General features: G+C 34.8%; 15 protein-coding genes. 5 read left to right on the top strand and 10 right to left on the bottom strand.

The genetic code is table 11. The features are described 5' to 3' along the window. Window positions 1-257 precede the first annotated feature (257 nt). The 4 genes from QXK50_02220 to QXK50_02205 all read right to left on the bottom strand — a co-directional run bounded on the left by QXK50_02220 (window position 258) and on the right by QXK50_02205 (window position 3,707). Window positions 258-1,211, bottom strand: coding sequence for an ATP-binding protein (locus tag QXK50_02220; GenBank protein MEM2007979.1), 954 nt, complete (start codon window positions 1,209-1,211; stop codon window positions 258-260). 679 nt (window positions 1,212-1,890) lie between these two features. Further along, window positions 1,891-2,286, bottom strand: a complete 396-nt coding sequence (locus tag QXK50_02215) for a type II toxin-antitoxin system VapC family toxin (GenBank protein ID MEM2007978.1) — start codon at window positions 2,284-2,286, stop codon at window positions 1,891-1,893. A 2-nt stretch (window positions 2,287-2,288) separates the two neighbouring features. After that, complete coding sequence (locus QXK50_02210) at window positions 2,289-2,516, bottom strand: hypothetical protein (protein MEM2007977.1); 228 nt, start codon at window positions 2,514-2,516, stop codon at window positions 2,289-2,291. Window positions 2,517-3,404: 888 nt separating this feature from the next. Continuing rightward, entirely contained in the window at window positions 3,405-3,707 is a 303-nt protein-coding gene (locus QXK50_02205) for a hypothetical protein (protein ID MEM2007976.1), read from the bottom strand. A 684-nt stretch (window positions 3,708-4,391) separates the two neighbouring features. On the opposite strand from QXK50_02205, the gene QXK50_02200 reads away from it, so the two are divergent. Next, the gene (locus QXK50_02200) at window positions 4,392-5,177 is read left to right on the top strand and encodes a hypothetical protein (protein MEM2007975.1); all 786 of its coding nucleotides are present in this window, start codon (window positions 4,392-4,394) and stop codon (window positions 5,175-5,177) included. Between the two features lie 79 nt (window positions 5,178-5,256). Further along, on the top strand, window positions 5,257-6,129 hold the full coding sequence (locus QXK50_02195; protein ID MEM2007974.1) for an RsmD family RNA methyltransferase: 873 nt from the start codon (window positions 5,257-5,259) through the stop codon (window positions 6,127-6,129). Window positions 6,130-6,255: 126 nt separating this feature from the next. Here QXK50_02195 and QXK50_02190 read toward each other — a convergent pair whose 3' ends face one another. Then, window positions 6,256-6,603 carry a cupin domain-containing protein gene (locus QXK50_02190; GenBank protein ID MEM2007973.1) on the bottom strand — a complete coding sequence of 116 codons (348 nt, stop codon included), beginning with the start codon at window positions 6,601-6,603 and terminating at the stop codon, window positions 6,256-6,258. A gap of 103 nt (window positions 6,604-6,706) precedes the next feature. Here QXK50_02190 and QXK50_02185 point away from each other — a divergent pair, with 103 nt between their 5' ends. Further along, window positions 6,707-7,390 carry a hypothetical protein gene (locus QXK50_02185; protein ID MEM2007972.1) on the top strand — a complete coding sequence of 228 codons (684 nt, stop codon included), beginning with the start codon at window positions 6,707-6,709 and terminating at the stop codon, window positions 7,388-7,390. A gap of 137 nt (window positions 7,391-7,527) precedes the next feature. Here the strand turns inward: QXK50_02185 and QXK50_02180 are convergent, their stop codons facing one another. Then, window positions 7,528-8,469, bottom strand: coding sequence for a S1C family serine protease (locus tag QXK50_02180; protein MEM2007971.1), 942 nt, complete (start codon window positions 8,467-8,469; stop codon window positions 7,528-7,530). Window positions 8,470-8,573: 104 nt separating this feature from the next. Here QXK50_02180 and QXK50_02175 point away from each other — a divergent pair, with 104 nt between their 5' ends. After that, window positions 8,574-8,852: an acylphosphatase gene (locus QXK50_02175; GenBank protein ID MEM2007970.1), complete on the top strand. Its 279-nt coding sequence runs from the start codon at window positions 8,574-8,576 to the stop codon at window positions 8,850-8,852. On the opposite strand, the gene QXK50_02170 is transcribed toward QXK50_02175, so the two are convergent. Together QXK50_02170 and QXK50_02165 are read right to left on the bottom strand one after the other, a co-directional pair. Next, window positions 8,849-9,169: a hypothetical protein gene (locus QXK50_02170; protein ID MEM2007969.1), complete on the bottom strand. Its 321-nt coding sequence runs from the start codon at window positions 9,167-9,169 to the stop codon at window positions 8,849-8,851. The genes QXK50_02175 and QXK50_02170 overlap by 4 nt on opposite strands. 553 nt (window positions 9,170-9,722) lie before the next feature. Continuing rightward, window positions 9,723-10,106, bottom strand: coding sequence for a RidA family protein (locus tag QXK50_02165; GenBank protein MEM2007968.1), 384 nt, complete (start codon window positions 10,104-10,106; stop codon window positions 9,723-9,725). 318 nt (window positions 10,107-10,424) lie between these two features. Here QXK50_02165 and QXK50_02160 point away from each other — a divergent pair, with 318 nt between their 5' ends. Next, window positions 10,425-11,105 carry a dolichol kinase gene (locus tag QXK50_02160; GenBank protein ID MEM2007967.1) on the top strand — a complete coding sequence of 227 codons (681 nt, stop codon included), beginning with the start codon at window positions 10,425-10,427 and terminating at the stop codon, window positions 11,103-11,105. A 246-nt stretch (window positions 11,106-11,351) separates the two neighbouring features. On the opposite strand, the gene QXK50_02155 is transcribed toward QXK50_02160, so the two are convergent. Together QXK50_02155 and QXK50_02150 are read right to left on the bottom strand one after the other, a co-directional pair. Continuing rightward, window positions 11,352-12,881: a hypothetical protein gene (locus QXK50_02155; GenBank protein ID MEM2007966.1), complete on the bottom strand. Its 1,530-nt coding sequence runs from the start codon at window positions 12,879-12,881 to the stop codon at window positions 11,352-11,354. Next, window positions 12,878-15,148: a hypothetical protein gene (locus QXK50_02150; GenBank protein MEM2007965.1), complete on the bottom strand. Its 2,271-nt coding sequence runs from the start codon at window positions 15,146-15,148 to the stop codon at window positions 12,878-12,880. The genes QXK50_02155 and QXK50_02150 overlap by 4 nt, the downstream gene beginning before the upstream one ends. Between the last annotated feature and the right edge of the window lie 6 nt (window positions 15,149-15,154).

Genomic DNA, 15,154 nt, shown 5'->3' with positions numbered 1-15,154 from the left:
AGGTTTAATACACGTAATACTATAACAATCTATAGATAGATCTGAAGTACTTGAATTCGATTCTGATATATTCATAACATTCTGTTTAAGCTAATCACTAACCCCAACAACTATGTCTTCTCACGAAACCATACCTCAATCGCTTTATGGAGTTCATTATGTTTGAAGGTACTGTTTCTTTGTGATGGAGAGAAGTTTTGCGTGATTGCATAGATATGTGATGTTCTTAATGTTTTGACTTAGATCTTGAGGTACACCTATAGCTCGAATATTAGGTTTCTCATTATTGGGTCTGGGATAGTATATGTATCTCCTTTCTTCTCTATTATTATAGCTTTCTCCAGATTTTGGATCATGTCGCTGAGCACTTTGCTATTTATATTCATAGCGTTCTTGAGTTCACTCCATCTAGCTGGCAAAAGCTTCAATAATTTTATGTATTTCTCAGGTATTTTACGCGACTCTAGAAATTTTTTGAGTTCTTCTAGAAGTATTTGTTTTCCTTCTTGATATACTTGTTCTAATGCTTCTTTATGTGTTAATCTACGTACACACCTCATATTTCCGTAGTAAGCTAGCCATCCTGGATATCCTCCAAGTAGATCTATAGCTTCTTCTAGCTCATTTAATGGTGCATCTAGTTTACATTCTCTGAATCCTTTAGAAAGAAATTCTAGGCTTTGCTCATGTGTAAAAGGCTTTAGCGTTATTTTAGCAGGCTGTCTTCCATATAAAGGGCTGTGAGGTGTTGGTTCTAGTAACCCAGTTATAAGCCCTACCATAGAGCCTGTAAAGATAATCCTTATATCATATGTATCCCACACCTTCTTGAGAAGTTTAAGAGTATAGTTCACAGGTAGATCTTGAGCTTCATCAAATCCTATCACCTTTCCATCAAACTTCGAGAAAACATCTTCAGCTAACCTAGACCAAGAAATAGTTAAAGGACCTACACTAACCTCTACACCAAGTTTTCTAGCATACTTCATAAGCTCTTCAACCAACCCTTTAACACTTCTAACACCAGAAAGATTGATGTAGATACCATCAACTTCGTGAAGGAATGTCTTAAGCAAAGACGTTTTCCCCATCATCCTCCTACCTAAGATAACAATCCATTCACTACCTACAAGCCTATGCAATATCTCTAACTCTTCCTCACGATCAAAAAGCTCATCTCTTCTCTCTTTAGGTCTAAGATCAAATAACATAAGCAGTTACCTAGGTAACTAGTTACCTAGGTAACTAATATCCTCTCTAGACAGACACTAAATCATTGTTTCAGTCCAAGCCAAGATATTCAATAAAACAAAAAGAAGCTCTAAACAATAAAATACAGTTTCTAATAAAGGTAACTTAAAATCGTCTCTACAATACCATAAGCCTTATGTTAACAACCTACTAAAAGATACTGTTAAAGGACGAGCTTTTACACAAACAATATTATAGAACTATGTATAGGATGTTTCGGGATCCATATCTATTCATATTGGTTAATGTAGATTGAGTTGCCGTGTTTCCTAGAATCATCGGCAAAGAGAGGTTCATAGAGCTTTACCCTTCGTCAACAGCTCACTAGCTCATCGAATCCGAACTATCCAAACCCTTGGCCATCTATACATCTTTAGGTAATCGATTCTCGGAATCCATAGAAGTATTCCCAATAGTTTAATTCTCGCGTACCTTGCTGAATTCTCAATAAACCTTTAATTTGTAAACATCTGTTTCCCCAATGTTTAGGATGTATTAGTATTTTATTTTCGAGGCTCTTCCAAGCCTTTCTATAGTATCATTATGTTTTCTCTACCATTTACTACACCTATGTATATTTGAATAATTGTAGATGTATTTTATCATAGACTTACGGACTTTAGAACATAGGCTTGTAATCTATGTAGTGATATCACTAGTTGTTGCTATATTAACGTATTTTTTAGCGATATTCATGAGTTTTCTGTCGTCGGTTACTAATGTTAGATTGTTTTTCATTGCGATATATATGTAGGATGCATCATAGATTGTTATCCCTTCTCTTACAGCTATATCCATAACATCTTTCTCGAAACCTCTTATTGTGTGTAGATCTAGTATGTTGAAGATCTTAGAGAGTAGCTCAATTAATTTATAGACTATCTCAATCCTTATCTTCTTAAGAAGATGGTATTCTTTCCAAATAGCATTGGCAGTCTCGTAGATAGCAAGATCTAAGGTATGTCCACCTAGGAGAACCCTTAATTCACCTCTCTTTACGAGATTAAGTATTGCATTTGCATCATAGAGATACAATACTATCTACCTTCCCTATCCTCTCTTATCAGCTCAATAATTTCTTCATCTGATACATGAGATAGCTCCTTAGAGAGCTCTCTAGATACTTCCTCAAGTTCTTCAAGCATTCGTTTTTTAACTTCTTCTTCAAGAGCTCTCCTAATAATAGGACCAGGCTTTATACCATATCTACTTAGAAGCTCTTTCAATTTCTTGGGGATTTTAGCAGATACTGTAACGTAATTCATAAACACACCCTAGGTAGATACTGCAGTAAACCTATATAAAGTTTACCTAATAGGAATACCTTTTTACTAACATAGTTTATCCATTCAATGACTCTCCTTGCTAGAGACAGACATCTTTCTGCCCTAGTTTTTGTGTATGTTATAGTTCTCTACTTAGATAGTGTGATAGAGTGTAGTGAGGTGTTAAGACCTCACAGAATGTAATCAGATCACCACCTACTTCTATATCTTTTAGTGTATCAATTAACTCAACCAAATCGTGTATAAAGATGAACCCTGTGGAAAAACTATTAGGGATTTTAGATATAGAGTTCAGCTACTTGATGTGCCTCAAAACAAGTTAACTAGAAGTGTCTTTCAGTGGGATGTTTTCAGCATTATTTAGAAATACATCAGCTTTTTCAATCCACTTAGTAGCAAGTTTAATGTTTTTCAAAACCCACCTTAATCCATAATCATTACACCGTATTATTAATAAATACTAAATAATAAATATACTGATTTAGAGTATTATAGTAAAGAGGTATACAACATTAACAACAATGCGTCTACTTTCCAAACAACAATATAATCAACATTTAAAGCCCTAGACATCAATTTACCTATGCCAAGATCTTCCTCAAAAACCTTTAGAGTCACGATGCTAAAAGTTTGTTACAGACTATATGGTGTGAAGGATAGAGAAGACCTTATCTATACATCTATACGTTAAGGGGTCTGAAGCCTCTAGCGGTTGGTAATTACCCTTATCCATTAGATAGATCATTTCAGTTATTTTAGGTACTTCAGTTTTTCCAATTCCTCTAGAGCCTTTTCTGATTGTTTCACGTCTCTTAACATTTATCGGGTTGAGCTTTATTATCGGTGTCTATACGACCTGTTCCTTGCTTATAGATCTCCGAGAATCCTCTTAACATCATCGATATCGGATACATCTACATCCATACCCATGTACTTTAGACTATTATTGGCTACACTATAGAAAGCGATAAGCGAATAGACATCTCTTCCGACAACCTTGTAGGCAAGTAGTCTAATGAACTCATTGCTCTTTGCGATTAGAACCACATCCCTTTTTACCCAGTCGACTAAACCCTTGCTGTCTATACATGTGTAGAAGGAATTCAAATCATCAACAGCCAAGTGTCTTTCACAATCGGACACAAGTCTCTTTATATCGTTCTCATCCACATTCATCACCTAAAAGCAGTGACATTCGGTACTTTCCCTGGTTGTCTCCCATCTTTATTTTATTTCGTTGGTTATAAGTTTTTATGGTAGGTTAGGGAGCTGTTTCCTGTCTATAAGTTTCTTCTATAGAGTTTGTGAAAACTATAAACTTACAGAAACCTTGGAATGAAGAACGGTTTTGGAAATCTATCGAACCTCATCAGGAACTGGAGGCTGTTTGATGCTGAGTATTTTGCTGCTGATTGTTTTATTGGTTAGTTTGCTAGTTTTTATACCTATAAAGAATATCTCTTTTACCCATAGCCGTGAATAGTAGAAGAATCTGTAACCAATGATACATCACAAGTTCTGTTACAACTTAAAGGCCTTGTCTTTCATAGTGTGGAGGAGGTTGAAGAGGAAACGGTCTATAACCATGTATAGAGTGAATGCTAAAGAACTTATAACACAATATAGCGAAGATATAGCTATATTCTCTAGTTCTTGCCGTAACATTGTTAAACCATGATGTATAGGAATGTGCTATAAATGAAAAGGATATACCATGAATTTCTTGATCAGTAGCTCTATACCTATATCTAGATGTTATATATGGTCATAGGTCTAGTGACTGTTGTTCTTGATTACATTAATTGATTAATATTTAATCTATATTAGCTTCATAGACAGTATAGGTTAAGAGGTATGCTTTGTAGGGAATATAATCTTCAATCAATACATGATCACAATACCTTATGTAGAATACTATGTTATCCGAGATGTGATTCCACTTGTTTTAACAGAAGGATTGAAGATATAGAGAGATCTGGTATAGATGCTGTATATAGTTTTGGTAAAATAGCTATATCTAGAGGTGTATATGTTGTTGGTAAAGGTCATTCATCTATTGTTGCTCTAGCTCATCATTCTCTGTATGGTGTTGTAGCTCTAAAGATTAGGAGAACAGACTCTAAGAGATTTTCTCTAGTGTGGGAAGCTGAGATGCTCAGTAAAGCTTCAGCAACAGGATTCGTACCTAAAGTCTATATGGCTACAGAAGATGTATTGGTGAGAGAGTATATTGATGGACCGACATTAGCAGAGTTTTTTATGAATATAAAGAATAATCGAGAGATATTGTTAAAAGTTATAGAGAGTTTGCTGAAAGCATCATACCATATGGATAAGATAGGGATAGATCTTGTCGAAATATCTAGACCTTTTAACCAAGTTGTGTATCTTTGTGAAAATCCCTCAAAACCTTTCTTCATTGATCTTGAATCCGCTAAAATATCTCTACAACCTTCAAATGTGACGAAGGTACTTGGATTCATAATCAATGGCACTATCAATGGTGCTAAGATTAGAGAAATCATAGGTATTGAGCCTGATAAAGTAGGTATACTGATGAATTTAGCTAAAAGCTATAAAGCTGACAGTATTTGGAAGAAGAATATTGTTGATGAATTAGTTAAGATCATTATAGGCTAGACTGATATAATAAAAATGTTTAAAAGCATTGAGAAGGTTATTATCATAAGCATAGCTCTTTAAAGTTAGTGAAGACTTTATGGAGTACTACGTATATAGATATATCAATGGAGTAACCATATCTGTTTGGGATGTTGAAGAAATTATCTCAAGGATCAAGAAGGGTGAGACAAGATTTAAAGTAACTGTTGATCTTGGTCTTAGAGAAACTGATATAGAGTATAGAAACGGTGTGGTAGTGATTAGTGGCGATACTATAGACATTAATGAACTTAATGCTGTACGTGAAGGTTTTCTATACAAGTTAATTGATGGTCGTCTCCATAGACTTGACATGTATAGCGATGGTAAGTACTATAAGCTGAGGCCTGTGGCACGAAATAAAGCTCCAACTATAGAGATCAACGGTATACATATGCATAGAATACAGAGTATAGATCCGTGGACCGATAGTTTTACAAAAATTAGGAGTATTTCTAGAAGGATAAAGAATGCTAGAGTTCTAGATATATGTACAGGTCTTGGCTATACAGCCATAGCTGAGGTCATGTTTGGTGCTAAATCTGTAGTTACAGTAGAACTTGATAGCAATGTTCTATATCTAGCATCACTTAATCCCTGGTCTAGAAAACTGGAAGACCCTAAGATCTCTATAGTTTTAGGAGATGCTTTCAATGTGCTAGATGAATTAGGTGAAGAAGACTTCGATGTTGTTGTACATGATCCTCCAAGATTTGAAATAGCTGGAGAACTTTATAGCTATGAATTCTATAAGAAGGTGTATAGAATTCTTAAAAAGAATGGAGTATTTGTACACTACACGGGAAATCCAGCTAAACATAGTAACATCGATATAATTAAGGGTATAAAGAATAGGTTAAGTAGAGCCGAATTTAGTGAAATTCATTGGATAGAAAGTATCAAAGGATTCAAGGCAATTAAAGTAACGTAGACTGTTTCTCTATAAAAGTTTTCAAGATGTTTTAGCCACCATAGTTGTTTAGAAAATTTAAATAATTAACAAAAACAATCAAAGCTTATAGAAATTACTCAAAACACTTTATGATCTATCTATTGTTTATGTAGTTGGTTTAATAGGTATTGTGCATAAGAATACTGTTCTTCCTTTATAGATGTTTCTATAGCTATGAACTTTATTGGGCGGTATGTATATAGCTGTAAAGGGTTTTAGATAATGTTCTTCATCTTCTACAGAAACCTTTAGCTCACCTTCGAGTACTAGAATCTCGTGTTCCCATGGATGACTATGGGCCTCGATGTATCCACCTTCATCCATTTCGAAAATCCTCATCGAAAACGTTGGCATTTCGTCTACAGAAAACAATACCTTTATCCATGTATTCACACCATTCTCAACTCTTTGTTTAGGAACCTCATACACATTAACGATCTTAACACGATTCATGTTTACAACCATTTTGATCATCTTCTGAGTACTTTAGCTAGATACACATATAAGCTTCTGTCTAGCTATAAACTTTGATTCGTAACCTAAATAGGGTGGAAGTATGGCTACAGAAGACTGGAAAACATATGCTAAACCTATAGAGACTGAAATAAAGAAGGATGTACGAGACGAAGTACACGAGTTCTTGACCAAGGTCTTTAATGTTTACATGGTTAAAATGCCTCCACACATGTTTAGGCAGCTAGATGTTGTTAGAGACAAGCTCATTGTGTTAACATCTAGATTCAGTAATGAGTATTATGAAGATCTGTGCGACACCTTCTCTAAGGTCTACAGATTGATAGTTCTAGATAAAGATGTACCTGAAGATGTAAAAAAGCTTGTTAGAGAACTTTCGGAAAAAACAAACAGTTTCTTTAGTTCTAGAGGTATGCATATTTGTGTGAAGGAGTTGAGATACCATAACCTAAGAATCAAAGTACTATTCAATTCATCACCACTTAAAGACACAAATGTTGTAGTAGAAGCTGAAGGAAGGGTTGTAGCATCAAGTAAAACAGATAGCAATGGTGTTTGCGTAGTAGAGGTTCCAGAAGGTAAGTACTCTATCTACACCTATAAATACGTTAAGGAAGGTGAGTATGTATACGAAGAAAAAATTGTGTCTATACCGACAGAATTAGAGGTAATATTCAATGTAACTGAAACCAAGTCTGCTAGCGAAATAGCTAGAGAAAGAGGTGGCAGACCGCTTATAAGAGAGGTTACAGAATCTAATAAGTAGTTTTCCTTTATATACCTTTTCTAGATCTTCCAATACACGTTATTTTGTGGATGGATTCTAAGTCAAATTAGTTAAAGAGTAGCAGTATATTATTTATTGTTATGTGTAGCTAAACTTTGGATAGAGACAGTTATTGATTACATGTTGTATTCGCAGACTCTATACGTCTTCTCTTTATAGCTATAGAATTCGATAACTATTCTATCTTTCGACAGAAGGAAAACTTCATCTAGAGCATTCCATAGATCCTCAATTGTTTTTATCTTGAAATTGTCTATAGCTACTATGATATCTCCTACGCTTATTCCACAGATAGATGAAAGCTTATTATTGAGTATGCTAGACACTACAACTCCTTCAATTCCTTCTTTAGATCCGAACCTGTACTCGATAACCCTTATACCCAACTTAATGTGGTCTATGTATCCGTATTTTTTGAGTATATTGTAGCTGTAATAGATTCTTTTAGAGGGGACTATTAGTGTGAATTCATGGGTGTTGAAAGCACTACCCGTTATTATGCCTACTGCTTTTCCATAGATATCTATCAGGGGACCTCCACTCATTCCCGGTATCACTGGTGCACTGGCTGTTAATAGACCTTCGATATACTCATTACCTATAGCTGCATTTATCTTGTGTCCACTTATTATTCCTAAGGAGAAAAATGGTCTTAGAAGACCGAGAGGCATGCCACATGCTAAAACAATACTCCCTATAGGTGGTACTTCTAGCTCTAGAGAAAGCGGATCCAAGACTCTATTACTTTCTATGAATAACAAATCCCATCTATTGTCGATACCCTTTACTCTACCTTCAGAAGATTCCCCATTGCTATCAATAACGCATACATGGTCCTTTGGCTCTATATGCGCTACAGAAACAACAATATCTCTGTTTATTGCGAAACCTGTAGCAAAATGTTCAAATTCATACCCATTTCTACATGAATAGTCTCTAGGTATAGAAACTATATAGAGAGAATTCAGAGTTTTAGAAATAATAGATACAATCCATTTATTTAGTACCGTGACCACATTACCTTTAAATAAATCATTTGCTATATCTCTATTATTCATACAATATCCCTTATTCTACATATATTATTTGACGTAAAGGTTATTTTGAGTAAATAGCCTTATCAAGCAGTAAAAAGAAAAAGAGAACACCATGGCGAGGCATGATGGCGTGTTTAAAGATATATATTAAAGGTGTTGTTAAAGGAGTAGGGTATCTAGCTTATATCTATATACAGGCCAAAAAACTTGATGTAAAAGGATACGCTCGTTATCTTAGCGATGATTTTGTAGAGGTTATAGCTATAGGTAGTGAAGATGCTATAAATAAGTTAGTAGATAGGTTGAAATATCATGATACCATGGCCATAGTAAATGATGTTAAGATTAATGAGTGTGATATTGTGGCAACTAGTATGGAGGATTTTGAGGTATACTTTAACTAGAGCTTGTTAAGAATAGATCCGATTATCGAATCACATTCGGCATACTTCTTTAGCACCATATAAGCTTTATCAGAAGCAATAAGTTTTCCATTCTCTTCCTTAACCAGGTTCATGAGCTTTAACATATTCACATCAAGTAGTATTTCTTTCGAAACACCTACTCCATATCCATTTTTTCCATTTACTTGGTATCCCGTATCGATACCGTGTTTATGTAGATACGATAAATAGGATGCGATATCCTTAATTGTCAGACCATTCTTGCTTTTGGCTATTATAGCTAAGATAATCATCTGGGGAGGGGTCTTCTGATTCAAGGTCATCTCCAAGGTTGTACTAAGATGATAATACCATATAACTACTGAGACCAACACATAGTCCATATGATGGTGATTTCTATTTTCGAGCAAGCTTAGTAACATTTGACTGAATTTTCTGAAAAAAGTTTCTTTACGATATCTTGGTTTCTATAGGTATCAGAGACAAATTTTATAACATCACACATATTCTCGCTACCCTTCTTGTTTCTAATGATGAGATTAAGAAAGGCTTTATAGCCGGGTACAGTTCTATTGAGTTTCTCCTCATCTATTACTCTCAATGTAATCAGCCTTTCCTAATATCACCAGTAGCATGTATTACAGCAGTATTATCTTTTGAAGCTTAAGCGACTAACAATCATAAGTAAGCAATATAATTTAGTTCGCAGTGAAGAGTCGACCTCTATTTATACCTTTCAGCAGTTAATTAGATTAAATTTAATGTGAAATAGATCTTAGAATAGGCACAAGACGTGTGAAATTTTCAGGGATCTGGAGCATCACTAGATTATTATAGACTGCAGTTTCGTGGTACTAAAGGAACTATTGACTATTCTCTATATGCTATAACATCGATTTCTACCTTTACGCTCCGAGGTAATGCCGACACCTGTACTGTTGTTCTAGCCGGTGGCTCCTTATCGAAGTAGAGACTATAAATGGTATTGAAGTCCTGAAGATCGCTCAAATCGGTCAGATATACTGTGACCTTGACTACATCCTTAAGTGAATAATTGCATGCCTCAAGTATCGACTTTATATTCTCTAGAACTCTTCGTGTTTGACTCTTTATATCTCCTTCGATAACATGACCCGTGGAGGGATCTATGGGTATCTGACCTGAGATAAATAGCCATGGTCCTATCTTTACTGCCTGCGAATAAGGTCCTACAGGTTTTGGTGCTTTGTCTGTGTATATCACCTCTTTAGACATGATGAGTGCCTCAACATCATTACTATATATCTCTAATATCATTCATAGGATATAAATACCTATCTGTTAGCCATTCTTGGTATGTTAACATACTGTCGAATTTTCCGTTTATCGATACGTCGTTATGTTAACGTTTAGACAAACATTTAATCAAGTTGTAACAAATCTCTGTTGTGGTATAGCTTATTGAATTAGATTAACTTATTAAATTAATCCGGTTATGCACTAGTACGTAATAAGTATAGATGTATACAATAATGTTGTTAAATCTTAAATATCTCTATAGCAGTTTCAGAAGCATTAGAATGGGGAATACTGGTGCTACCTACTGTAACAGCTGAGGAACTGATATACGATATTTTAAAAGCTATTCCTTTGTTCATATATATAGTATTTTTAGTGCGTTTCGTTACAAAGCATCTCTACAACTTTATGATCTCTAAAGGCTTAAAACATAATGTTGCTGTATACTTCAATAGAAAGATCATACACATGATGAGTGGAGGTATTGTTGCACTCCTTGTACCGCTATTATTCATCGAGCCTTTTGTCCCGATGTTTTTTGCATATCTATTGGCTATTGCTATATATCTACCACATAGATCCAGAAGGATAACGAGCTGGTTTCAAACTGAAGACAATATATATGAAGTTAATTTCTGTGTAGCTTGGGGAACATCGATATTCGTTTTATGGATCTTAACTGGAGATCCGTGGATAGCCATTCTACCTGCTCTAGCTATATCTTTTGGTGATGCTGTTACAGGTTTGGTCAGAAACATAGTCTTTGGATATAGAACGAAACACTGGGTGGGGAACATAGCCATGGCTATCGTTATGATGCCTATAGGCTATGTATTCTCAGGATTGATAGGTTCTCTAGCTATGGGTATAGCATCAATTGTAGAAAGAATAGAAATAAATCCCGTAGACGATAACATCTTTATAACACTTGCAGTAACAGCTATAATAGCTATAATCTATCTCCTCACACTATAATCGATATATCTATATTACATATCATGAATTACATCATTGGGCGTATTTACTGAAGAACTTGACACGATATATTGTAAAATTTTTACGGCATCTGTAGAATCTAATGACCCATAACTCATTAGGAAGGTTACTAAGAGAAACTTAAATGCCTGATATATTCATTACATTTACCAATATTGTGTGTACCCTGAGATCCATATTTAATCTATGAAATACGCAGATTCTTAATTGTCTAGATACTACATACTATCTTCGTTTGAAGTAGAGTAGTGATGAGAATACTGCTGCAACAATTATTAATGCAATAACTACATAGTTCCTATACTCTTGTACGAAAAACTGTGGAGCATGTTCTTCTCTAGGTTTTTGTGGTATTGTCGTTTGCTGCAGCTGAGTTGTTTCTTCTACTCTGAGTGTTTTTATAGAGCTTTCTGCTGAATATAGTTCGCTTGTTTCTTTTACTATAGCCTTAAGTTTATACTCGCCTGGTGTTGTGGGTATGAATATTGTTTCAGCAAAACCACTACTATCTGTTGTAACGTTAGTGTAGGTTCTCCAGCTATATTCTTTTGGAGATATGTATAGAATTGTTACGGGTGTTTTCATCTTAGGTTCTATTGCTACTCTTATCTTTACCTGTCTACCTACCTCAACAGCTTCTTTGTCTAACTCAAATGATATAGATGGCTTCACTTTCTCTACAGATACAGCAACAATATTGCTTAAACTTTCTCTCAATAATTCGCTTTCTATATTTCTTACTCTAAACAGATGGATACCAGATGTATTTGGTATCCATACATAGCTGAATCTTCCTTCATTATCTGTTGAAATTTCTTCAACTCTGTTCCAGTCAATTCCATCGATACTGGTCTCTAGGATTAGTTTAAGTCCTTGAACTGGATTGGCTGAACCATATAACCTTACTGGTTTAAAAACATAGGTAACAGAAGTATTGATTTGTAGAATTATTCTTGGTACACCTTTTACGTATATCTTTGTCGATGCTATCGAGTACCCTACAAACCCTTCAGATGTTGTATAGTTTATAACTGCCGTAATTATGTATACACCTTGCTTATCTGTAGGTAGAGGAAATCGTGTTGATGTTATATTGAATGGCGACATAATTCTGTAGAACACCGATGTATAGAGAGAGCTATTCACATACATCATGAGGTACACATTGTGTAAAGGATTCGGATAGTTATTTGATGCCTGGACATCAATAATGTAGATAGCATCATACTTATCTACAGATAGGCTTAATCTTACAACAGATGGCAAAATATTAACAGGAATAGCTCTTACTGTAAAGTTCCTTGTAAAGAACTCTCTACCTTTATAACTCTCTACATATCCACCAATATAGATATATAGATCAATTAGCGTCGAACTCTTATTATCGAAAAGGTACCGAGGATCTATCGTAGGTAGACTTAGTGTGATACTCTTCTCCTCTCCTACTCGACTAAACATACCAACATACTTAGATACATCGATTTCTCCTGTAGAAACTCTCAAACTGTATATGGTTAGACCACCTTTCCCCACTTCACGAACTCTGAAAACAGTATCTATATCCACAACACTACCCGCTATCCATACCCACGGAAAAGAGACATGAAATTCCAAGACCCATTCATCTACAGTAATTATAAATGACGCAGATCTTTTTTGATCTCTATCACTTTGCATAGCTATACAAGCGAGATTAGATATCATTGATATGAATAAGAATAAGCTAACAATGTATGGAAATAGTTTCTTGTTCATTTTCTCAACCTCTTGAGATGTACTATCAATAAGATACCTATGCTACTAGGTATTAGAATTATTAAAGTAATAATCAAGGTGTTCAAAGTCGATGCGCTATTTATCAATTCTTGTGATTGACTAGATTTCGTATATTCCATGTAATTGTTAGAGGTATAGAGATGAGTATGCGAGGTTATTGAAGAGATACTAGTAAGAGTATGTTTAGTTGTTGTATCGTTATTAGAGTCCTCCAAAGGACTTAATCCTTCCATATCGATATCTATAGTGATATTCTCGCTAGAGAGACATCTAATAATTAAGATGGTGTAGCTTCTACCATCAACATATATTGTTAAAGGAGATAGACATGGTACTGAAACTGTTACAACACCTTTATCATCTGTATGTAGTACTGTTGAAAAGTTATAGAATGATGCATAAATAGTTATGGGTTTAAATTTCACTGGTGCCCCCTTTTCTGTAACCGTAAGTGTAAGTAATGATGCTGAAGATTTTTTATCTAGCTCTACAACAATTCTACTGTATGTAGATACCTTATCTAGAGGTACTTTATTGTCTTGATATCTATCGACATCAATATATAGTGATAGTATGGTAGATCCCCATCCCAGGTAGTGGATAGTGATTTTCTTCCTATTTATATAGAGATGGATTGAGGTGTTAGCTAATGGTGGTGGAACTGAGGGATTTAGTACTACGTATTGTTCTGTGTGTGTATACTCTATGTCTACTCTATAAAATCCGTAGAGCATAAGGTAGTCAGAGTTTATCGATATGGATTTTTGCTTTAGAGAGTACTCGAAGTATTTATTCAGAAGCATCATGGATTCCTCAACTCTATTACATCGTGCTAAAACAATAATGGATAGTTCTGACAATACATTGTAGTGTAATGCCGAAATATTCAGTTTCTCGATACTACCTATAAAATGATCGATATAGATACACGAGCTATTGGATAATGATGCGAAAGCTAGAACAAGTAACGCATTTTCATCCACATTCTCTACAATACTAGAAGATGGTTTAAGTAATCTACGAGTACTATCTAGGTAGCTATCGATATTCTCGAAATTTCTGCATGCTGTATAGCTACAATATTCTTTCATCTTCTCTAATATGAGGTATGCAAAGCCTATCCTGACAGGATTTAGCGAAGATCCTTTATTTTCAATGTGCGTTATAGTATCGTTATATATTTTCTCTAGATAATGTTCGTTGACATATCTTTCTATGGCTAGCCCATAGACTTTATAGAGATTGATTACGATATCCAGATATGAGTACTGTATTACTGGTTCATCAAGATCGTATAGACCGTGACTAAAACCATTAAGAAGGTATACCAATCCATATCGAAAGTTAGAGAATTTGAATATATATGATAGCGAAATTAGATCAAGAGGATTTACATTAGTAGAAAAATCGGCGTAGCCTATACGTGAAAACCTATTGATTTTTATGTAAATACTAAACGTGTAGAGTTTCTGTATAGACTTGTATTTAGTGACTATCCTAGGTAAATCATTTAGCATATTTGCAAAATATTGTTTAGAGAATTCTATTAGATTGTATACAGAACGTCTATCGATATACATCAATGCTTTGTCAAAACCTATCAATAGATTCATACATCTATTGATACTGATATTCATACTAATGTTTTGTTCTGTGTATCTGTAATCAACAGATGATTTATCTAGAAGAACTAGATACAGTGACTTGTTATTGATCTCTACACTGAAAGCTTTGCTGTAGCTTGAGGCTATGGCGGAAATAGATAGATTTGATGATGCATAGATGTCTAGTGTTATTAGATGTTGTCTAGGATTAGAGAAGCACAACATTAAATAAAACGAGTTATATCTATATAGGGATACTGTGTAAAGTGTGACCTGGGTATCGTCTTCTCCACTTAATTTGTATCTAGATGTGACCCCATATCCATGGAAGACTATACCTGAACTATTAGTATGGATCCAGAGGTACCTTCCATCTATAGCTACCTTAAAGTGTACCTCTAGATATGAATCACCATCGTATAGGTCAAGAAGCTTGGGCACACCTTTATAGATGTATAACGTGGCTATAGTGTTTGAGTATAAAGCTGAATATACGTCTCTTAGAGGTATAATTGCTTCTAGAGACCCATCAAATTCTAGCAAAGGAACATCTAGAGTCTGTCCATAGATATCGACATTACACATACAGCTGAATATGAGTATATAGATCAGTATCGTTGCTAGTAATGCAATTTTCTTCATCACAGA

Origin of the sequence: Ignisphaera sp., from assembly GCA_038831005.1 — an archaeon.
Classification (GTDB): Archaea; Thermoproteota; Thermoprotei_A; order Sulfolobales; family Ignisphaeraceae; genus Ignisphaera.
The sequence above is the reverse complement of the archived record's forward strand: the minus strand, read 5'-3'. Positions and strand labels throughout refer to the sequence as shown.